The sequence below is a fragment of the Paraburkholderia fungorum genome (assembly GCF_046026025.1).
Classification (GTDB): Bacteria; Pseudomonadota; Gammaproteobacteria; order Burkholderiales; family Burkholderiaceae; genus Paraburkholderia; species Paraburkholderia fungorum_E.
This window is the reverse complement of the sequence record NZ_JAQQFL010000031.1, coordinates 53,139-74,167: the sequence shown is the minus strand read 5'-3', so window position 1 is coordinate 74,167 and position 21,029 is coordinate 53,139. Positions and strand designations below refer to the sequence as shown.

The 21,029-nt window shown below is 63.2% G+C and carries 15 protein-coding genes and 1 pseudogene; 8 read left to right on the top strand and 8 right to left on the bottom strand.

The features are described from left to right. Nucleotides 1–101 precede the first annotated feature (101 nt). Together PQR67_RS28375 and dinB are read left to right on the top strand one after the other, a co-directional pair. Nucleotides 102–1,253, top strand: a complete 1,152-nt coding sequence (locus PQR67_RS28375; protein ID WP_408466155.1) for a substrate-binding domain-containing protein — start codon at nucleotides 102–104, stop codon at nucleotides 1,251–1,253. Nucleotides 1,254–1,445: 192 nt separating this feature from the next. Then, entirely contained in the window at nucleotides 1,446–2,612 is a 1,167-nt protein-coding gene (gene dinB / locus PQR67_RS28370) for a DNA polymerase IV (protein ID WP_408466154.1), read from the top strand. On the opposite strand, the pseudogene PQR67_RS28365 reads toward dinB, so the two are convergent. The 6 genes and pseudogenes from PQR67_RS28365 to PQR67_RS28340 all read right to left on the bottom strand — a co-directional run bounded on the left by PQR67_RS28365 (nucleotide 2,579) and on the right by PQR67_RS28340 (nucleotide 12,412). Next, a pseudogene (locus tag PQR67_RS28365) lies at nucleotides 2,579–4,047 on the bottom strand (heavy metal sensor histidine kinase). The gene dinB and the pseudogene PQR67_RS28365 sit on opposite strands and share 34 nt — an antisense overlap. Beyond that, nucleotides 4,044–4,730, bottom strand: coding sequence for a heavy metal response regulator transcription factor (locus tag PQR67_RS28360; protein WP_091802526.1), 687 nt, complete (start codon nucleotides 4,728–4,730; stop codon nucleotides 4,044–4,046). Before PQR67_RS28360 ends, PQR67_RS28365 begins: the two are co-directional and overlap by 4 nt. A 79-nt stretch (nucleotides 4,731–4,809) precedes the next feature. Next, the gene (locus PQR67_RS28355; protein WP_408466199.1) at nucleotides 4,810–6,336 is read right to left on the bottom strand and encodes an efflux transporter outer membrane subunit; all 1,527 of its coding nucleotides are present in this window, start codon (nucleotides 6,334–6,336) and stop codon (nucleotides 4,810–4,812) included. Between the two features lie 98 nt (nucleotides 6,337–6,434). After that, nucleotides 6,435–7,661 (bottom strand): efflux RND transporter periplasmic adaptor subunit, encoded by a 1,227-nt coding sequence (locus PQR67_RS28350; protein WP_408466153.1) that lies wholly within the window; start codon nucleotides 7,659–7,661, stop codon nucleotides 6,435–6,437. Between the two features lie 61 nt (nucleotides 7,662–7,722). Continuing rightward, entirely contained in the window at nucleotides 7,723–10,956 is a 3,234-nt protein-coding gene (locus PQR67_RS28345) for an efflux RND transporter permease subunit (protein ID WP_408466152.1), read from the bottom strand. Between the two features lie 331 nt (nucleotides 10,957–11,287). Next, entirely contained in the window at nucleotides 11,288–12,412 is a 1,125-nt protein-coding gene (locus tag PQR67_RS28340) for a mandelate racemase/muconate lactonizing enzyme family protein (protein ID WP_408466151.1), read from the bottom strand. Between the two features lie 127 nt (nucleotides 12,413–12,539). On the opposite strand from PQR67_RS28340, the gene PQR67_RS28335 reads away from it, so the two are divergent. The 3 genes from PQR67_RS28335 (at nucleotide 12,540) to PQR67_RS28325 (ending at nucleotide 15,970) form a co-directional block, all read left to right on the top strand. Beyond that, nucleotides 12,540–13,433, top strand: coding sequence for a LysR family transcriptional regulator (locus tag PQR67_RS28335; RefSeq protein WP_408466150.1), 894 nt, complete (start codon nucleotides 12,540–12,542; stop codon nucleotides 13,431–13,433). 175 nt (nucleotides 13,434–13,608) lie between these two features. Further along, nucleotides 13,609–14,568, top strand: coding sequence for a dihydrodipicolinate synthase family protein (locus PQR67_RS28330; RefSeq protein ID WP_408466149.1), 960 nt, complete (start codon nucleotides 13,609–13,611; stop codon nucleotides 14,566–14,568). Between the two features lie 94 nt (nucleotides 14,569–14,662). After that, on the top strand, nucleotides 14,663–15,970 hold the full coding sequence (locus tag PQR67_RS28325; protein WP_408466148.1) for an MFS transporter: 1,308 nt from the start codon (nucleotides 14,663–14,665) through the stop codon (nucleotides 15,968–15,970). A gap of 105 nt (nucleotides 15,971–16,075) precedes the next feature. Here the strand turns inward: PQR67_RS28325 and PQR67_RS28320 are convergent, their stop codons facing one another. Further along, nucleotides 16,076–16,510, bottom strand: a complete 435-nt coding sequence (locus PQR67_RS28320) for a VOC family protein (RefSeq protein ID WP_279224762.1) — start codon at nucleotides 16,508–16,510, stop codon at nucleotides 16,076–16,078. 203 nt (nucleotides 16,511–16,713) lie between these two features. On the opposite strand from PQR67_RS28320, the gene PQR67_RS28315 reads away from it, so the two are divergent. The 3 genes from PQR67_RS28315 (at nucleotide 16,714) to PQR67_RS28305 (ending at nucleotide 18,889) form a co-directional block, all read left to right on the top strand. Further along, nucleotides 16,714–17,589, top strand: a complete 876-nt coding sequence (locus tag PQR67_RS28315; RefSeq protein WP_408466198.1) for a LysR family transcriptional regulator — start codon at nucleotides 16,714–16,716, stop codon at nucleotides 17,587–17,589. A gap of 232 nt (nucleotides 17,590–17,821) precedes the next feature. Beyond that, entirely contained in the window at nucleotides 17,822–18,460 is a 639-nt protein-coding gene (locus tag PQR67_RS28310; protein ID WP_408466147.1) for a LysE family translocator, read from the top strand. A 69-nt stretch (nucleotides 18,461–18,529) separates the two neighbouring features. Then, on the top strand, nucleotides 18,530–18,889 hold the full coding sequence (locus PQR67_RS28305; RefSeq protein ID WP_408466146.1) for a hypothetical protein: 360 nt from the start codon (nucleotides 18,530–18,532) through the stop codon (nucleotides 18,887–18,889). A gap of 58 nt (nucleotides 18,890–18,947) precedes the next feature. Here PQR67_RS28305 and PQR67_RS28300 read toward each other — a convergent pair whose 3' ends face one another. Further along, nucleotides 18,948–20,657, bottom strand: coding sequence for a SulP family inorganic anion transporter (locus PQR67_RS28300; RefSeq protein WP_408466145.1), 1,710 nt, complete (start codon nucleotides 20,655–20,657; stop codon nucleotides 18,948–18,950). Between the last annotated feature and the right edge of the window lie 372 nt (nucleotides 20,658–21,029).

Here is a 21,029-nt window from a genome sequence, read left to right as displayed (position 1 = left end):
AAGCGACGAAGGCATCTCAATCAAGCGTGAGCTCGCGTGCCCGCGCTGTTCGTGAATGGCAGGAGACGTAACACCAACATGAAGACCAACGGAGAAGAATCATGAAACATCGTCGTGGCTCAGGATACGTTCTACCCACTCTCATGGCGGCCGCCGCTGCCACCGTCATGGCGCTGGCAACGCCGGGCGCCTACGCGCAATGCGTGACCAGTCTGCCGGCCGGGTCGATCGGACCGAAGACGATTGTCGGGCAAGGGCCGAACGGCGAAAAAGCGGCCTCGGTGGAAGCCGTGAGGCTGAGCGACGCCGACATCGCCAAAATCAAGGCCGGCAAATTCAAGGTCGGCATTTCGATGCAGACCATGAATCTCGACTGGTCGCAACTGCAGGTGCAAGGCATCACGGATACGCTCAAGAAATACGGCGTGGAAGTGATCGGCACGGCATCGGCGGAATATCAGGTCGACAAGCAGATCGCGGATATCGAGAACACGATCCAGCGCCACCCGGACGGCATCATCTCGATTCCGGTCGACGGAACGGCCACGGCCGCCACCTACAAGAAGGTGTCCGAAGCCGGCATCAAACTCGTGTTCATGGACAACGTACCAACCGGCCTGAAGCATCCTGAGCAATACGCCTCGATGATTTCCGCCGACAGCGAAGGCAACGGCCAGATCGCGGCGAAGGTGCTCGCCTCGTGCGTGCCGCAAGGCGCCACCATCGGGCTCGTGAATTTCGGCGTGGACTACTTCAGCACGACGGAGCGCACCAAGGCCGTCAACGACTGGTTCAAGAAAAATCGGCCGGACATCAAGATCAAGCAGGTGGCCTTTACGGATCCCTCGAAGGTGGGGCAGATCGCGGGCGATTTCCTGACCGGTAATCCGGACGTCAAGGGACTGTTCGCCGTGTGGGATCAACCGGCGCTCGACACGCTGACGTCGATGCGGGCACAGGGGGTGAACATTCCCGTGACGACGGTCGACCTGGGCCTGCAATCCGCGATCGAGATTGCCAAAGGCGGACCGCTGAAGGCAACCGGCTCGCAACGGCCGTACGATCAGGGCGTGGCCGAGGCGATGGCGATGATGAAAGCGCTGATCGGCCAGACGCCGCCGGCGTGGATCGGCGTGCAGTCCCTGCCGGTGGTTCAGTCGAACGTGCTCGAGTCGTATAAGACTGTGTTCAAGAAGGACCCGCCGCCCCAGCTTGCGGACGCCTGCAAGAAAGCCAAACCGGCTTGCGGTTGACGTTGGCCGGCTGACACCTTGCCCGGGCGGAGCAAGGTACTATGACGGTTTGGCGTCGGGCGTGCAGCGCATCATGGCTCACACGTCCGGGCGCCCAACGCAGCAAGCCATGCCCTAGGGCAACGGCCGCGCGCATCGACTGTTCATCGACTGTGATGCTCGCGGCCCGCGCTGTCACCCCATCCGCCATCCATGAGTTCTGCAAGCCGCCGTATTGCGCATCTGGACATGGACGCGTTCTACGCGTCCGTTGAACTCTTGCGCTATCCCGAACTGCGCGGCACGCCGGTGGTGATCGGCGGCGGCCGCAACGGCGCGCCGCAAACGCTTGAAGACGGCAGCCGCCGCTTTGCGAAGCTGCGCGATTACGCGGGCCGCGGCGTGGTGACCACCTCCACTTACGAGGCCCGCGCGCTCGGCGTATTCTCCGCAATGGGCATGATGAAAGCCGCCGTGCTCGCGCCGGACGCGGTTCTGCTGCCCACCGATTTCGAGTCGTATCGTCACTACTCGCGTCTGTTCAAAGCGGCGGTGGCGACGTTCACGGACCGGATCGAAGACCGCGGCATCGACGAAATTTATATCGACCTCACCGGGTTGCCGGACGAGCCGCGCGAGATCGCCGCGCGCATCAAGCAGGCCGTCAATCAGGCAACCGGCCTCACCTGCTCGATTTGCGTCGCGCCGAACAAGCTGCTGGCGAAAATCGGCTCCGAACTCGGCAAACCCAACGGCCTCACGATTCTCACGCCCGCGGACGTGCCGTTGCGCGTATGGCCCTTGCCGGTGCGCAAGGTCAACGGAATCGGACCGAAGGCCGCGGAGAAACTCACCGCGCTCGGTCTCGCCACGGTCGGCGATCTCGCGGCTGCGGACGCGGGTCTGTTGCAGGACCACTTCGGGCGGAGTTATTCGGCCTGGCTCATGCAAGTCGCGCAAGGTTACGACGAGCGGCCGGTGGTGGTCGAATCGGAGCCGAAGTCGATGAGCCGCGAGACGACCTTCGAACGCGATCTGCATCCACGTCATGATCGCCCGGCCTTGTCCAGTTCGTTTACCGGCTTGTGCGTACGGGTGGCGGAAGACCTGGTGCGCAAGGGCTATGTGGGCCGTACCGTGGGCATCAAGCTGCGCTACGACGACTTCCGCACGGTCACGCGCGACCTGACGCTCGACGAACCGACGGCCGACGCCGCCGAAATCCGGCGCGCGGCAACCGAGTGTCTGCGGCGAGTGGAACTGAACCGCAAGCTGCGGCTGCTGGGCGTGCGCGTGAGCGCGTTGACGCCGGCCAACGCGCAAGTGGCGAAACCGCGCGTACCGGTTCAGGCCGATTTGCCTTTTTCCAGCGACGAGTAATCCACAGCGATTAACCCGCTGCGACCGCGGCCACACCGGCATTCGCGCGTGCCGCCGGGATGCTGGTTTCCACACTCGAGGCCGCAATCGAAAACGTGAACGTGTTGATCCCATTCGCGCTTTCCGCCGACACCGCGCCGCGATGCATTTCCGCAATGGCCTTCACGATCGCGAGACCGAGCCCGTGGTTTTCGCGGCTGTTGGTGCGGGACACTTCCGCGCGATAGAACCGGTCGAACAGGTGTTCGAGCACGCCCGGCTCGATCGGCTCACCCGGGTTGGCCACCGCAACGCGCACCTGATCCGCCGTGTTCGCGATCGTCACCGTGATCGCCGCGCCCGGCGCGCAGTGCTGGATCGCGTTCATCAGCAGATTCGTGCAGGCGCGGCCGAATAGCGAACGGTTCACGCGCGCCACCGCGTCGCCGCGCAACTGCGCATGCACGCACGCTTCTTCAAACGGAATCTCCAGAAACTCCAGCGTATGCGCGACTTCTCCGGCCAGCGACACTTCGACGAGGCCCGTCGCGCGCTCGCCCTGGTCAGCGCGGGCGAGGAACAGCATGTCGTTGATGATCGCGCGCATGCGTTCGAACTCTTCGAGATTCGATTGCAGCGTATGGCGCAAATCGTCGACCGAGCGATTGCGGGTCAACGCCACTTCGGTTTGACCGATCAGAATCGTCACCGGCGTGCGCAATTCGTGAGCGACATCCGCATTGAACGATTCGAGGCGGCCGTAGGCGCCGTCCAGACGTTCGAGCGCGCCGTTGAACGAGTTGGCCAGATCGTTCAATTCAAACGGCAGCGAGGCCGTATTCAGACGTTGCGAGCGGTTATTCGGGCTCACCGCGGACGCATCTCTCGTCAAGCGCGTCAACGGCGCAAGACCCAGCCGCGTGACCCAGTAACTCAGCAGCAGCACGGCGAGACTGCCCAACGCGGACAGTGCGGCGAGCGTCGAGCCGAACACGCGCATCGTGCGGGCGTTTGGCGAACAACTGGCGGCGGCCTGCAATTGCACGGGTGGGCGGGCGCCGTAAGCCGGTATCGTCACGTTGACGGTCAGCATATCCGCGCCGCCGCCGAGCGGCGAAATCTTCGCGTAGCCGCCCGCCCAATTCGATACGACCGGCCCCTCGACGGGCTTGCCATAGTGGAAATACGGATCGGCGCTCGACACCGCATAGACGGTGCTGCCGTCGCGCGGCGTCATGTCGGTGAGCTTTTCGCGGGCCATGCGCCATTTTTCGGGCGTCACCGAATGATAGACGATGATGCGCGCGATCTCGGCGCGAGCGTCGAGCGATTCGCGCAAATGGTGTTCGAGTTGCGTGCGCAACACCAGAAACAGACAGGTGCCCACCAGCGTGAACACGAGCAGCGCCACCAGCGCGAACATCAATGCCAGGCGGCGCGCAATAGAACGGTTCATGATTGTTCTGCCTCTTCACGTACTTCGAGCACGTAGCCCATGCCGCGCACGGTGTGCAGCAGCTTCGAGGAAAACGGGCCGTCGAGTTTGGCGCGCAGCCGCTTGATCGCGGTTTCGACCACGTTCGTATGGCTGTCGAAGTTGACGTCCCACACCAGTTCGGTAATCGCGGTCTTCGAGAGAATGTCGCCCTGGCGGCGCGCCAGCACGCTGAGCAACTGGAATTCCTTGGCGGTCAGATCGAGACGCACGCCGTCGCGGGTGGCGCGCCGGCCGATCAGATCGACGAACAGATCGCCCACGGAAATCAGCGTCGATTCCTGTGAGCGCGTGCGGCGTGCCAGGGCATGGAGCCGCTCGACCAGTTCGAGAAAGGAAAAGGGTTTGGTGAGGTAGTCGTCGGCGCCTTCGCGCAGGCCCCGCACACGGTCGTTCACATGATCGCGGGCCGTCAGCATGATGACCGGGGTCGACTTGCGCATGCGCAGCGCCTTGAGCACGCTGAAACCGTCGCGTTTGGGCAGCATCACGTCGAGGACGATCACGTCGTAATCGAATTCGGTAGCCAGATGCATGCCTTCCTCGCCGTCGAGCGCGACATCGACGACCCAGCCCTGCTCTGTCAAACCGGAGCGCAGGTAATCCACCACCTTGTGCTCGTCTTCAACGATCAGCAATTTCATGCGCGTCCCCTTGTGTCTGCATTATACGAAACGCCTCGTTTTACGCTTTTCCTGTCTGGCCGTGTCATCGTCGGGCGGCTCACTTCGCGGGAGCCATCGCCTCCTTCGTGGCCGTTGCGTTGGTTGCGTTGATTGCGTTGGTCGCGTTGGCTACGGTCGTTGCGTTCGCAACCTCCGCTGCATTCGCCGGGTTCGTTGCGCCGCCGGGCCGCTGGGCGCCCGCTACGTCCGTGCTCCCATCCCAGCCGCCGCCGAGCGCCTTCACCAGTGAAACCGACAGCGTCATCTGCTGGCCATGGATCTGTACATCCTGACGCTCGCTCGTGAGCAGCGACTGCTGCGCGGTAATCACGTCGAGATAGGCCACCAGGCCGCCCGAATAGCGGTCGTTGGCGAGCGCCAGCAGATGCTGCGCATCGGTCACGGCCTCGTGCGACTGCTTCGCCGCGCCGTCCAGCACCGACAGGCCCGTGATGCCGTCCTGCACCTGCTGGAATGCGGTAAGCACGGTTTGCCGGTAATTCGCCTCGCTCGCCTGGTAGCCTTCGCTCGCGAACTTTACGTTGGCCGCACGGCGGCCGCCGTCGAACAGCACCTGCCCCACCGTCGCGCCGAGCGTCCACATCAGCGTGGGCGCGCTCAGCAAGCTGGCGAACTGCGTGCTTTCCCAGCCGATGCCCGGCGTCAGTGTCAGGCTCGGAAAAAACGCCGCCTTGGCGACGCCGATCTGCGCGTTCGCCGCAGCCATTGCGCGTTCCGCCGATGCGATATCCGGGCGGCGTTGCAAAACGTCGCTAGGAAGTCCAAGCGGAATCGGCGGCACCTGCGTGTCGAGCACACGGGCTTCGATGGCGAACTGCGGCGCGGGCACGCCGACCAGCGCGGCAATCGCATGTTCTTGCTGCGCGCGTTGATTCAGCAGCAATTGCGCCTGCACGCGAGTCGAATCGAGCAGCGACTTCTGCTGCAGCACGTCGAGCCCGGACACCGAGCCGAGATCGTGCTCGGACGTGACGTAATCGAGCGCCTTCTGCTGCAGCTTCACCGATTGATTCAGCACGTCGATCTCGGCATCGAGTTCACGCAGCGAGAAATAGTCGGTGGCGAGATCGGTGGTGAGGACGAGCCGTGCGTTGGCGAGATCGTCGGCCGATTGCTGCGCGGAGGCCGCGGCGCCTTCCACCTCGCGACGTATCCGGCCAAATAGATCGGTGTCGTAGTTGATCGTCGGACCGAGTTGCACGTTGTTCTGCACCGTCGACGTGGTCGGCGTGGCGTAATTGGTCAGCGGGCGGTCCTTCGAAATCCGGAAGCGCGAACCGGTCGCGCCCAGATCGACTTCGGGAATCTGCTGCGCACGGGTGTTGGCGAGCGTCGCTCTGGCCTGCTCATAGTGCGCGCTTGCCGCGGCCAATGTCTGATTCTGCGCGAGCGCCTGGGTTTCCAGCGCGGCGAGTGTCGAATCGCCAAACGCGCTCCACCAGTCAGGCGTGATCGGTGCATGCGAAGGCGCCGCGACGCGCCAGTATGAATCGGTTTGCCAGCTCGGCGGCACCTCGGCTTGCGGCCGCTGATAATCCGGGCCGACCGTGCACGCGGCCAGCAAGGCCGCGCTCGCGGCGGCCGCAAACGCGCTGAGTGCCGCTCGTGACGTGCGTGTCGTTCGTGATGTGGGCGCCCGGTCAACGCTCGCCTGCTTCGCGATCACGACGCCCCCTTGCCGTTTTTCTGCGGCTGCGCGATCTGCACATGATCGCCGTCCGCGATCGAATCGCTCGGGTTGATGATGATCTTGTCGCTTGCCTCGATGCCGCTTTCGATTTCGAGCGATTGCCCCAGGTCCCGCGCGATCACGATCTTGCGCAACGTCACGGTACCCTTCTCATCGACCACCGCGAGCCGTGGACCTTCGGCGCGAAACAGCAAGGCATTGCCCGGCACCGTCAATTCCGCACGAGCCACCGCGGGCACCGCAACCTGTACATAGGCGCCTGGCCGCAGCGTGCCGTCGGGATTCGGCAAGGTCACTTCGATCTGCAGCGAGCGGGTCGGCACGTCGATCGCGCCGGAGACATGCGTGATCGTGCCGTGGAACTGCTGACCCGGCAATTCGGCCTGCGTCACCACCACCTTCTGTCCGACCGACACGTTCTGCGCGTAGGCCTGCGGCAGTTGCACATAGACGCGCAAAGGATCCGACTGCGCGAGCGCGAACAACGCGCGGCTCGTGCCGCTGCCCGCGTCGATCAGATCGCCGACGTCGACATTGCGCTGCGTGACCACGCCCGCAAACGGCGCGACGATGCGCTTGAACGATTCGAGTTGCTGCAGGCGTTTTACATTGGCATCGGCGGCGGCAAGATTGGCCACGTCTTGCGTGTAGGCGCTCTGCCGCTCGTCGAGTTCCTGCTGCGAGACCGCATCGCGTTGCCGCAGTTGCTGCCAGCGTTCCGCCGAGCTTTTGGCAAGGCCGAGACTCGAACTGGCTTGCTGACGCTGCGCCAGCGCCTGCGCGAGTTCCTGATCGATTTCCGGCGTATCCAGATCGGCGAGCAATTGGCCCTGCTTCACCCGTGCGCCGATATCGACGTACCAGTGCAGCAGATAGCCGGTGGAGCGCGCATAGATCGGCGACTCGACATAGCCGCGCAAGGTGCCCGGCAACAGGTTGTCGCCGCCACCGCCGCCCGTTTCCGCCGGGCTTATCACGTTCACGTACTGCGTGGCGTTCTGGGTCGTCGTTGCAACCACCGCGCGACTTTGCAGAACGTTCGCGATCACCGTGCGCAATGCACCCAGGGCGAGCAGCGCCAGCACGATCCAGACGGCGATTTTGGCGCGCTTCCACTCGCGATTGCGCGGTGGCAAGCTGTGGCCACCTTCGGTCTCTCGCGCCGGAATCGCCAGCGATGCATGAGTTTTTTCGGTCATCTCAGTCAGCCATCTCAGTCAGCCATCACAATCAGCCGTAAATTTCAGCTGTCAATTAACGTTACGCGGGCTTGCCATCACCGCCGTGATCCAACGTGGGGCCGTGGTCGCCGCCGTGCCCGCCCGTCGCATCCGTGTCGTCATCGTCGCGGTGGCGCCGCGCGAGACGGCTATGAATGCCCGCGAACACCACCGGCACGAAAAACAGCGTGGAGATCGTGGCAAACAGCAAGCCACCGATCACCGCACGGCCCAGCGGCGCGTTCTGCTCGGCGCCTTCACCGAGACCGAGCGCCATCGGAATCATGCCGATGATCATCGCGAACGCGGTCATCAACACCGGCCTGATCCGGCTTGCACCGGCTTCGAGCGCCGCGGTGAGCGGCGGCGCGCCGGCGGTGAGTCGCTGGCGCGCGAACGACACCATCAAAATACTGTTGGCGGTGGCGACGCCCATCGTCATGATCGCGCCGGTCAAGGCCGGTACGCTCAAATGCGTGCCAGTCAGGAACAGCATCCACACGATGCCTGCCAGTGCCGCCGGCAAGGCGCTGATGATGATCAGCGGATCGACCCACGACTGGAAGTTCACCACGATCAGCAGATACACCAGCACGATCGCCATCGCCACACCGAGACCCAGACCGAAGAACGAGCTGCGCATGGTCTGCACCTGGCCGCGCACCACAATCTGACTGCCGCGCGGCAGCGAGGCCCGCACGTTATCGACCAGCTTGTCGACCTGATTCGCGACGCTGCCCAGGTCGCGCTTCTCGACGCTCACATACAGATCGATGACCGGCCTGATGTTGTAGTGCGTGACGTCCGCGAACTGGGTGTGCGGCGAGACCTGCACCAGGTTGCCGAGCAGTTGCGTCGGCCCGTTGGCGGAACCTGAGACCGGTGTGCGCAACAGCTCGTCGATCGACGAAATCCGATACTGCGGAGTTTGCACCCCGACGCTGTATTCCACACCATTTTTGTCGTTGAACCAGAACCCCGGCGACGTCTGCGAACTGCCCGACAATGAAATGAGCACGTTTTGCGCCACATTGCTCGCGCTCAGATTGAGTTGCTGCAGGCGCGTGCGATCCATCTGAAGATTGATCACCGGTTCATCCAGTTTCTGCTGGATGTGTGTGTCGACGGTGCCGGGAATCATCCGTACCTGTTTCAGCAGCTTGCGTGCAATGTCGAAGTTGCCCTGCTGATCCGCACCGGAAATCTGCACATCGACCGCGGCAGGCAGGCCGAAGTTGAGAATCTGCGTGACGATGTCCGCCGGTTGAAAGAAGAACTCGACGCCCGGAAAACGCTTGGGCAGGATCGTGCGCAATGTGTCCATATAGCCTTGCGTCGGCTTGTGGTTCTCGTTCAGCGCTACCTGGATTTCGCCATCGAGCGTGCCGATCGTGCCCGCGTTGCTATACGAGAGGTTGATACCGCTATACGGCAAGCCGAGGTTATCGAGGATCGTGCCGAGTTCATCGGCCGGCACGACCTCGCGGATCACCTTCTCGACTTCGTCCGCGAGACGCGCGGTCTCCTCGATGCGCGTGCCGGTCGGCGCACGCATGTGCAGACGGATGTCGCCCGCGTCGACACTCGGGAAAAAGTCTTCGCCGAGCACGAAAACCAGGCCCATCGACACCACGCAGAAACCGAGGAACAGGCCGCCGAACCTGCCGCGGCGCACCAGCACGCTGCTGAGAATCACGATGTAGGCGGAGCGCATGCGCTCGAAGCCGTGATCGAAACGCAGATAGAGACGCCGGAACAGATTCGGTCTGGCGTTGGCGTTGGCTTTGGGCTTGTGCGCGTGGCCCATCAGCAGCATGGCCAGTGTGGGCACCAGCGTACGCGACAGAACGTACGAGGCCAGCATCGCGAACACGACGGCTTCCGCGAGCGGCACGAACAGATAACGCGCGACGCCGGTCAGGAAGAACATCGGCACGAACACGATACAGATACACAGCGTGGAGACCAGCGCCGGCACCGCGATTTCGCCGGCGCCGTCGAGAATCGCATCGTGCAGATTCGTACCCATATGCAGGTGCCGTTCGATGTTCTCGATCGTCACCGTCGCGTCGTCGACCAGAATCCCGACCGCTAGCGCGAGGCCGCCCAGCGTCATGATGTTGATGGTCTGGCCAAGCGCATGCAGTGCGATCAGCGAGGACAGAATCGACAGCGGGATCGAAATCGCGATGATGCAGGTGCTGCGCCAGTTACCGAGGAACAGCAGGATCATCGCCGCGGTCAGGGCGGCGGCGACCACCGCTTCGCGCACCACGCCCTGCACTGCCGCTTTCACGAACACGGACTGGTCGAACAAGGCCGTGATGCTCAGGTCCGGCGGCAACGCGGCGCGCGCGGTCGGCAGCAGGCCTTGCAGCGTATTGACGATCGACAGCGTCGACGCACTGCCGTTCTTCAGCACCGACATCAGCACGCCACGATGCCCGTCCTGCCGCACGATATTGGTCTGCGGCGAGAAACCGTCGCGCACGTGAGCCACTTCACGCAGATACGTCGTCGCGCCATTGAGCGTGCGCACCGGAATGTCGTTGAGACCGTCCACCGTGGCGGGCGAACCGTTCATGTTGATCGTGTATTCCCTCGGCCCGATCTTGGCCGTGCCGGTCGGCAGAATCAGGTTTTGCGCATTGAACGCGTTGACCACGTCCGAAGGCGTCAAGCCTTTTGCGAGCAAGGCGCGCGTGTCGAGGTCGACCGAAATCAGACGCGATTTGCCGCCGTACGGATAGGGCACGGCCGCGCCCGGGATCGTCACCAACTGCGGACGCAGGAAGTTCAGCGCGGTGTCGTTGAGCGCCTGCTCCGAGAGCTTCGGGCTCGACAAGCCGAGCTGGATCACCGGGATGCTGGACGCCGAATAACTGATCACGAGAGGCGGTGTCGCGCCCGGCGGCATCTGCTTGAGTTGTGCCTGCTCGACGGCCACCGTCTGCGCGATCGCGGTCTGGATGTTCGCGTTCGGCTGCAGGAACACCTTGAGAATCGTGATCCCCGCAAGCGACTGCGATTCGATGTGCTCGATGTCGTTGACCGTGGTGGTCAGACTGCGCTCGTTGACGGACGTGATGCGGTTGGCCATGTCCTCGGCCGACAAGCCCGTGTAACTCCAGATGATGCTGACCACCGGAATATTGATCTCCGGCAGCACGTCGACCGGCGTGGTCAACAGCACGAACGGCGTCGCCAGCAAGATCAGAATGGCCATCACGATGAACGTGTATGGCCGCTTAAGCGCAACGTTGACGATCCACATGAAACGCGCCTGAGAGAATGCCGATAAGGGATGGGTGAATCTGCAGCTATGCTAGATCGATAGCACCAACGCCTGCATGGCACCAAAATGGCGAAATTGTCAGGAAGGCTAATGTAAGGATAGACGATGCTTCAAACGTATGGGGCATCAGGAGGATGCAAACGTTTGAAGAGGGGGAGATGGGCGATTTTAAGGGGGCGATTAAAGGCATGTCTCACGCAAGTCCCGCTGAACTCATGCGAGCCATGCCTTTATATTTTATTGCGCAATACTAATACCTTACGGCCAGATTCGCGTCATACAACGCCTTGACGTTCGACTCGAACCCGGGTTAGCCGATCGCGGTCCACTTGCCGTACTTCGCAAGCTCACGCTCGTCAAAATTGAAGCCAAGGCCCGGCGTCTGGTGCAGCACGATGCGCCCATTCCTGTGGCCGAGCTGACGATCGATCAGGCGACGGAAATTGAGCACCTGGTCGTCCCAGAAGTACTCGACATAGCGCGCGTTAGGTGTGGCCGCAACCAATGGCGCGTGCACGTCATGGAACCAGTGCGGGCACATCACCACGCCATAGCTCGCGGCAGTCGCCGCGATCCGCCGCCATTCGCTGATGCCGCCGCACACCACCGCGTCGGTTTGCAGGATCGCAGCGCCCCCCTTGTCGAGCAACTCCTTGTGATACCAGCGGCCATAGCCGATTTCGCCGGTCGCCACCGGCACGCGCGTGAGCTTGGCAAGGCGCGCGTGGTTGTCGATATCGTCGGGGGAAAAGGGCTCCTCCACGAAGTACGGGTCGTATTGCTCGATCCGCCGCAGGTGCTGCAGCGCCTGAGTGGTGTCGGTCCAGCCGTTGTTGATGTCGATCATCAGTTCGACATCCGGGCCGATCGCTTCGCGCGCGGCGCGCACGCGCGCTTCTTCTTCGCGTGGCGACAGGCGCCCGCCCTTCATCTTCACCGCCTTGAAACCCATCTCGACGTAGCTCGCCATTTCCTCGCCGAGCATGCCCGCGGACTTGCCGTCGAGGTAGTAGCCGCCGCTCGCATACGCGGGCACGCTGTCGAGTTCGACCGCCCCGAGGTACTTGTGCAGCGGCACGTTGTGGCTGCGCGCATTCAGGTCCCACAACGCCGTATCGAGAATACTGATGGCGCGCATCACGGTGCCGGCACGGCCTTGCAGCAAGGCCTCCTGATACATCGCCTGCCACAGTCCCTCGACCGCATACGAATCCTTGCCGATCAGCACGGGCGCCAGCAATTGCTCCACGGCCACCCGCAGCAGCTCGCCGCCCGCACTGCCGATATAACAGAAGCCGATCCCTTCCACGCCATCGGTCGAGCGCACTTTCACCAGACCATAGTGACGCGTCGAGACCGTGCGAGTCGCAAATGACGTCACGCGATCGAGCGGCACAGCCGCCGCACAAACCGACACCGATTCAATCCTTGGCATTTCCACACTCCTCCAAATTTGCTGGCCGTCCGCGTCTGATGCGCGTTCGGTGAGATCGAAGTGTGATAGCCGCAAGGCGTCAAAAACAGTATCCTTTGGCTTCTTCAAAAGATAAAAATTCTATTCGATGGACTCGCGCTATCTGCAGAGCTTTGTCTATGTGGTCGAACTCGGATCGATTGCCGAAGCCGCGCGCAGACTCGATCTGACGCCCGCCGCGGTGGCGCAGCGCGTGAAAATGCTCGAACAGGAACTCGGCGCGAAGCTGGTGCGCCGTTCCGGCCGCACGGTCGGCACGACCGAGGCCGGCGAGCGCATTCTGGAACGCGCCCGCGCGGTGCTGCACGATATCCGCGACCTGAAATCCGACCTGAACGACGAATCCGTGCTCGCCGGTCAACTGCGGCTGGGCGGCACCCCCACCATGATGACGAGCCTGATTCCCGACGTGCTGGCCGGGCTGCTCGCGCGGCACCCGCAGATCGATATCTATCTGGAGCCGGGCAATTCGGTCGAGCTCTACCGCAAGGTGGTGAGCGGCGATCTCGATGCGGCGATGCTGGTGCAGCCGCTCTTCGATCTGCCGAAAAGCTGCGATTGGCACACCTTTCGTGAAGAACCGCTGGTGCTGCTCACGCCCGCGTCGATGGCGGTCGACGATCCACACGCCGTGCTGCAACGTGAGCCGTTCGTGCGCTACGACCGCAATGTGGTCGGCGGACAACTCGCCGACGGGTATTTGCGGCAGCACGGCATCCAGCCGCATCAGCGCTGCGAGCTCGACGGGCTCGATGCCATCGCGGTGATGGTGGACCGGGGCCTGGGTGTATCCCTGGTGCCGGACTGGTTGATGACGCGCTTTTCCGGGCTGTCGCTCGCGAAATGGCCGTTACCGCACGCGTTTCCGAAACGCGTGGTCGGTTTGTTGTGGGGGCGCTCGTCGGCGCGCATGCGGCTTGTCCACGCCTTCCTCAAGGCCGCGCAGGAACTGAATGCCGCGCCTCGCGAAACACAAAAATAATTAACGTTTGAAGCAAGCGGCTCGCGCTTCTTCGCTGTTCACGGTCACGCAATACTGCGTCGGCGCCTGAATGCCTTGCACTGGCCCTGGCCTGCCCGGCCTACCCGGCATTGCCATGCATTCAAGGACCCGACCTGACCTATACGAACAACGCAACATCGAAGGAGACACGCTCATGAGCACGCCCATGTCCGGCTTACGCGGCGTCCTGTCGCCGGTACTCACGCCGTTCAACGCCGACCGCTCGCCCTCGCCCGCCCGCTTCATCAACCATTGCCGCTGGCTGGAACGCCAGGGTGTAGGACTCGCCGTGTTCGGCACCAACTCGGAAGCGAACTCGCTCGCCGTCCGCGAAAAGCGCGCGCTGCTCGATGCGTTGCTCGACGCCGGCTTGCCGCCCGGACGGATGATGCCGGGCACCGGCGCCTGCGCGCTGCCCGATGCGATCGAACTCACACGCCATGCAGTGAGCAGCGGTTGCGCCGGGGTACTGATGCTGCCGCCGTTTTTCTACAAAGGCGTAAGCGACGAAGGGCTGTTTCGCGGCTTTGCCGAAGTCATCGAAGCAGTGGCCGATGCCCGCCTGCGCGTCTATCTGTATCACATCCCGCCGGTCGCCCAGATCGGTATCAGCTTCGGCCTGATCGAGCGTCTTCTCATGCGCTATCCCGGCGTGATCGCCGGCATCAAGGACAGTTCCGGCGACTGGAATCACACCGCCACGCTGCTCAAGGAGTTCCAGAACGCGGGCTTCGATGTCTTCGCCGGCACCGAGACGCTGTTGCTGCCGACCCTTCAGAATGGCGGCGCCGGTTGCATCACGGCGACCGGCAACGTCAACGCGGCCGCGATCGTGCGTCTTGCGCAAACATGGCGCGAGGCGGATGCCGCCGGCCAGCAACAACGGCTCAACGACACGCGCGCGATATTCCAGCGCTACCCGATCATCGCCGCGATGAAGGCCGCGATCGCCTGGCAATCGGGCGATCCGCAATGGGCCGCGCTGCGCGCGCCGCTAGTCGAACTCGACGACGCCCAGCAACATGACTTGCAAGAGGCGCTCACCCAGATCGGCTTCGAAATCGAAGACGCCGCAACGCTCGCGGCCGGCCGTCAGGAGATCAGCCCCGCCTAGTCATGGAAACGCGGCTCACCTGCCCTTACACTCTCACATCGTTCGCCCGCCCAAGCCTTCAAAACAATCAGCACGGCGGGCCAGGAGACAAGTCTTGCTAACCCAAACGTCCTACCCTGTCACGGCCGATGTGAATCCGGCCGATCAGCTATTCCGGCGCGTCGCGTGGCGCTTCATGCCGCTGCTGTTCGTCGGTTACGTGGTCGCTTATCTGGATCGCGTGAACGTCGGCTTTGCGAAACTGCAGATGCTCAACAGCCTGCATTTCAGTGAAGCGGCTTACGGCCTCGGCGCCGGCTTCTTCTTCATCGGCTACTTTCTGTTCGAAGTGCCGAGCAACCTGCTGCTGCATCGCCTCGGCGCGCGACGCTGGATCGCCCGCATCATGATTACGTGGGGACTGCTGTCGATGGTCACCGCCTGGGTACACACGCCCTTGATGTTCTATGTCGTGCGTTTTCTGCTCGGCGTTGCCGAGGCGGGCTTCTTCCCCGGCATGATCCTGTACCTCACTTACTGGTTCCCCTCGCACCGGCGCGGCAGGATGACCGCGCTGCTGATGGCCGGCATTCCCGTCTCCGGTTTGTTAGGCGGCCCGCTGTCCGGCTATCTGATGCACGCTTTCAACGGCGCGGGAGGACTCGAAGGGTGGCAGTGGCTGTTCATCGTCGAAGCGCTGCCGTCAATCGCGCTCGGCTTCGTCATCTATCGCTGGCTCGACGATCGCGTGGCCGACGCGAAGTGGCTCAGCAGCGAAGAAAAGCGCCTGATTCAGAACGAGATCGACGCCGACACCGTGGTGCGTACGCATAGCTCGGTGCGCGCGGTGTTCGGCTCGGCGCGCGTCTGGCTGCTGTGCCTCGTGCTGTTCGGCGTGGTGATGGGTTCCTACGCCATCGGTTTCTGGCAACCCACCATCATTCGCGGCACGGGAATCGACGATCCCTTGATGATCGGCCTGCTGACGATGATTCCCTACTCGGTGGCGCTGATCTCGATGATCACCGTCGGCCGTCACGCGGACCGCACGCGCGAGCGCCGCTGGCATATCGTCGTGCCCGCGCTGGTGGCGGCAAGCGGTTTCAGCCTGTGCGCGGCCAACGGTGACAGCTCGCTGCTGTCGATGATCGGGCTCACCCTGGCCGTTTCCGGCGTGGTCACCGCGCTGCCGATGTTCTGGGCGCTGCCCACCGCGTTTCTCGGCGGCAGCGGCGCGGCGGCGGGGATCGCGCTGATCAACTGCACCGGCAACCTGGCCGGCTTCATCAGTCCGACCGTGATCGGCTGGCTCAAGGGCTACACGCATACGCTGGCGTCGGGGCTCGTATTGACGGCCTGCACGCTGACGCTTTCCGCCGTGTTGATCCTGGTGTTCATTCCGGCCCGGCTGGTGAATCGCTGAACGTCGGCATGACGCAAATAAGGCCGGTCAACCGTGAGGGTCGACCGGCCTTATCCTTTCCAGGCGCCGGCGCGTGCCGCCGGCGTCCTTGCCCATGTCCCGGGCTTACTTCGCAAACAACGACGACATATCCGCAAACGCCTTGAATTCCAGCGCGTTACCCGACGGATCGAGGAAGAACATTGTCGCCTGTTCGCCGACCTCGCCCTTGAAACGCACATGCGGCTCGATGATGAAGTCGATGCCGGCCTGTTGCAGCTTGTCCGCGGCGGCCTGCCATTGCGCCATCGAGAGCACCGCGCCGAAGTGGCGCACCGGCACCGCGTCGCCGTCGACCTTGCTGGTGTGCCGGTGGCCGATTTCCTCAGGCGCGAGGTGCGCGACGATCTGATGGCCGTAGAAGTTGAAGTCGACCCAGTCCGGTGAGCTGCGCCCTTCCGGACAGCCGAGCAACTCGCCGTAGAACTCGCGTGCAGCGGCAAGACTATGCACAGGAAACGCCAGATGGAACGGCGGCAAAACGGTTTCGGCAACGCTCATGATGGGAAAACTCGCAGAGAGGAAAGTGGGATCGCGTGTCGGTCCATGAGGCGGACTATGAAGCGGTCTATGAAGCGGACTATGAAGCGGTCCATGAAGCAGCCCCTGAAGCCGCACGCGTGAGGCCAATTTTAACCATGACCAAAAATGGTGAAAAACGATATATATTTGACCTGACCAACACCAGAATCGATCAATCGACGATGCTCAGCGAACTCAAGACCTTTATCGCCGTCAGCCAGTACGGTACGTTTTCCGGCGCGGGTGCGCGCATCGGCCTGACGCAATCCGCCGTGAGCGCGCAGATGCAGCGGCTCGAAGAGGAACTCGGCTTCGCGCTGTTCGACCGCACGGGGCGCTCCGCCACACTCAACGACGCGGGCCGCGAAACGCTCGCGCTCGCCGAAGAAATGATGACGCTGTACGCACGGCTCTCGGAGCGCGGCGCGGGTGCGGCCGAAAGCGGCATGCTGCGGGTGGGCGCGATTGCATCCGCGCAAGTCTCGTTTCTCGCCGACGCGCTGGCCCGCTTTCGCGACGACCGCCCCGGCTGGCGGATTCGCGTCGTGCCCGGCGTGTCGCTGGGTTTGCTGGGCCAGGTGGACTCGGGCGAACTCGATCTCGCGGTGATCATCAAACCGCCCTTCGCGCTGCCGTCCGAACTGGAATGGCGCACGCTCGTCACCGAGCCGTTCGTGCTACTGGCGCCCAAAGCGCTCGCGCGTGGCAAGCGCTCCTGGCGCGAGCTGCTCAAAAGCGAGCCGTTCATCCGCTATGACCGTGGATCGTTCGGTGGCCGGCTGGTCGACCGCTTTCTGCGGCGCGCGCGGCTGAACGTGCATGACGTGATCGAGCTGGACGAGTTGCAGGGCATCGCGCAACTCGTCGCGCGCGGCATCGGCGTGGCGCTGATTCCGAATACGGCCGGACTCAGCAGGTGGCCCGCCAACGTGAAGGCCCTCGAACTCGGCGACGCGACGTTTCACCGTGAAATCGGGCTCGTGCAACGCCCACGGCATAGCCGGCAAGCGGTGGCGGGGGAGTTGGCGGATTGCATCGGCACAGCGGCGGGAGGGTGAATTGTTCCGGCCGGCCTGAGCGGACTGAATGACCTGAGCTACCTGAGCCGCCTGAGCCGCCCGGCACCCGGCACCCGGCACCCGCACGATTGTGCAGTTGCGGGGGCCCGCAACTGTATCTGTGCGATTCGCGCGCAGCCGGGCAGAATCGTTGGACTCATATCGCTCCGCGCGGCTCGGCCTGTACCCTCTCGAGCAGCGCGATTTGCCCGTCTCCAAGGTCACCCCGCCCATGACTGCCAGCACATTCCTCACCACCGATGTCCTGATCGCCTATAGCGCCTACTTCGTCGGTACGGCGAGTCCGGGGCCCAGCAATCTCGCGATCATGTCGCTTGCCATGAGCGCCGGCAGGAAATCCGCGCTGACCTTCGCGCTCGGCGTGGTGTCCGGTTCGTTCTTCTGGGCATTGCTGGCGTCGCTGGGTTTGTCGGCGGTACTCGCCACCTACTCGGAATGTCTGGTGGCGATCAAGATTGCCGGTGGACTGTATCTGCTGTGGCTCGGCTTCAAATCCGCGCGCTCCGCCTTGCGCGCAGAAGTGCTGCCCACGCAGACCACACGCGAAGGCGAACCGCTCAAGCGGCTCTATTTGCGCGGCCTGCTGCTACACCTCACCAATCCGAAAGCGATTCTCGTGTGGCTCTCGATCGTGTCGCTGGCCATGTCGCCGGCCGGCGGCACGTCACACACCGCGCCCGTGGTGCTCGGCTGCATGGTGATTGGCGTATCCGTGTTCAGCAGCTACGCGGTGCTGTTTTCAACCGCGTCCGCGCGGCGCATCTACGTCGCGATCCGCCGCTGGCTGGACGGCTCGCTCGCGATCATGTTCGGCATTGCCGGGATCAAGCTGCTGACGTCGAAAAGCTAGCCGGGCCTTCAGAGCGCGTCAGCTCTGCGATACTGTCACCTTGATGACGCGAGTAGACAGACGAACACAATGAGCGGTGGCAATGACCTGAATCCGGCAGCAACGCGCTCGCCATTTCAAAAGCGGCTTTATCTGGCAGGCGCCGTTGTGCTGCTCGGCAGTCTGATCGCCGCAGCGATCATCTATGCCATGGCGCCGCCGCCCGACAGCGCCGTCTCCATGTACAGCATTGCAGACCCGCGCTATCAGATCGAATTGCAGCGCATCGGCGGCACTGCGGAGGTGGTTATGGCGCAGCTTCACGAGTGGTTCGGCGGTCTTTGGCAGGGCACCGCGCTCGCGTATACGGTGGCCGTGCTCGGGGCGCTGCTCGCAGGTGCATGCTTTTTTATCGGCTACTTCTTCGCCGACGAAGAGCCCACCACCTGACGCGACCCGCCGCCTTCGGCCAAACAGGCGTTTACGACGCCTCCTTATAGGCCCTCGCTTACGACGCCTCTTTGCGCGTGCCCGGCTGCTCCACGCCCGCCACGCGCAGCGCCTCATGCAAGGTACTGAAGATGCGATTCGCGCCGACGATCGGCGTGATTCCATGCCGGTTCATATCCGAGTGCAGATACTGATTCACGCGCGCGAAGATCACGTCGACGCCGCTCTTCTTTAGCGTCTCGCACAATTCGCCGACCGAACGCGCCGCCGAATAATCGAGGTCGGTGATCGCGCCGGAGTCGATCACGAACCAGTGCACCGGGCTCGGCGCATGGTCGATCAGACCGCGGGTGTCGTCGATGAAAAAATGGTCGTTCGCGTAGAACAGATCGGAGCCGAAACGATAGACGATCAGCCCGGGCGCGGTCTGGAGTCCCGGCGCGGCCGGCACCGGCGCCCAGATACCGCCTTCGCTGGGCACGAGAATCATGGTATGTGGCCGGTAACTATGCCGCACGTGCCGCAGCAGCGATAACGCCACCGCCACCAGAATGCCGTGCTCGACACCGATCAGCACCACGGCCGCCGCGGTGAATAGGGCCAGCGTGAATTCACCGGGACTTTCGCGGCGAATCGAAAACAGCGTCTTCACATTGATCAAACCGACAGCGATCGTAAACACGATGCTGGCCAGAACACAGTGCGGCAGGTACTGCAAGAAACGGCTGAAAAACAGCAGCACCACGACCACCACCAGCGCGAATACGACCTGCGCCAACTGGCTGCGCGTACCGGCGCGATCGGCCATGGCGGTTTGCGTCGGACTGCCGTTCACCACGAACGCACCGGAAAACGCCGCCGCGGCATTGGCGGCGGCAATACCCAGCAGATCGGCATTGGTGTCGACGGTTTCGTGATAGCGCTCGGCGAACACACGGCTCGCGGCGGCGCTTTGCGCGACGATCATCACGAAGCAGGACGCCGCGACCGGCAGCAGATCGAGCAACTGCCGCCACGTGACCGAGGGCATCCGCAGCGGCGGCAATCCTCCGGCCACCGGCCCCAGAACAGCGATACCATGCGCCGCGAAACCGTAGACATCGCTCGCTGCGATACCCGCTACCACCGCGATCAACGGCACCGGCACACGTGGCAAAAAGCGCTTGCAAACCAGAATTGACGCCACGACCAGCACTGAAATAGCGAGCGTCGGCAGATTGATCTGCGCCGACTCGCGCACCACCGCCGCGAGTTGGCCGACGCTGGTCGCGGCATGCCCGGGGACGCCGAACATGTCGCCCAGCATGGCAATGCCGACCTGCACGCCGACGCCCGCGAGGAAGCCGACCAGCACCGTGCGAGAGAGAAAATCCGCGAGAAAACCGAGCTTGAAGATCCGCGCGATGAACAGGAGCGCGGCGGTGAGCAAAGCGACCATTCCGGCGAGCGCTGCATATTCGGCACTCGAAGCCGGCGCCATGGTCGAGAGCCGGCTCGCGAAAATGGTGGCGGTGGCGGAGTCGGCGGCCACCACGAGGTGCCGCGACGCGCCGAAGAACGCGAATGCGATAAGCGGCAGAAAGACGGTGTAAAGACCCGTAACGGCAGGCATGCCGGCAATGCGCGCGTAGCCGAGCACCTGCGGAATATCCATTGACGCCAGTTGCACGCCGGCCAGTGCATCGCGCGCCGCCGCAGCGCGGCTCAAAGGAAGAACGCCCTTCAGCACGCCAAGGCGTGTCGTGATAGTTGCCAGAAAATCTCGCATGCGCGATGGTGCCCCGAACTTAGGTTATCGCGCATCGTGCCGTGACTCGGCACATAAAGGCAAGGATTGAGGGCGTTGATCGGCGAAAGAAACGGGCTAAAGCCTGCTGAGTGACGCCAAACCCGGGCTCCAAACGCGGGCTTTGAACCCGAACGCCGAACGCCGCACTCGCCACTGAAAGCGGCCCACTTGGGGTTAACGCCTGAACTGCCCCGTCAGCGGATCCACATGCCGCGCGAAACCAAACAACGCGGCGATGCCGATCGGACAGGCGATGATGAACACGGCCAACATCTCGCACCCCGTAACAAATTGTTACCACCGAGTTTAAGCGATTGCGGTGCGAATTGAATGAGGGAAAACGCAAAACAC